At 48.2% G+C, this 313-nt stretch carries 1 protein-coding gene; it reads right to left on the reverse strand.

The window, feature by feature from the left end; genetic code table 11:
* Positions 1 to 313: transposase (locus MJX74_RS21530; RefSeq protein ID WP_420851430.1), on the reverse strand; the 313-nt coding region annotated here is incomplete at both ends.

Raw genomic sequence — 313 nt, forward strand, 5'->3', positions numbered from 1 at the left:
ACCATACAATACAACTGCCATTGGCCCTGCACCTTGGTTTTGCCGCGCAAACTAAACCGGTTTAGCCTTTTATTGGTGCCGATATTGCCAAACACCGGCTCTACTACTGACATGCGGTGGCTGTATATCTGTTTGCCGATATCGCTGTCGACTCGTTGCTTCATCCAATCGGTGTAATTGGGCGGTGCATTGGCCTTAAGTAAAAACGACACCTGTCGCCCGCTGCCTTTTCGATCATTGGCTGATTCTGGGTTTACCATGCATTGCTCTTTTAAATCACAACCGCGGCACTGTAATAGCTTGCCTGTAAACA

Source organism: Rheinheimera hassiensis (assembly GCF_022436675.1).
In the GTDB taxonomy this organism is placed as follows: Bacteria; Pseudomonadota; Gammaproteobacteria; order Enterobacterales; family Alteromonadaceae; genus Alishewanella; species Alishewanella hassiensis.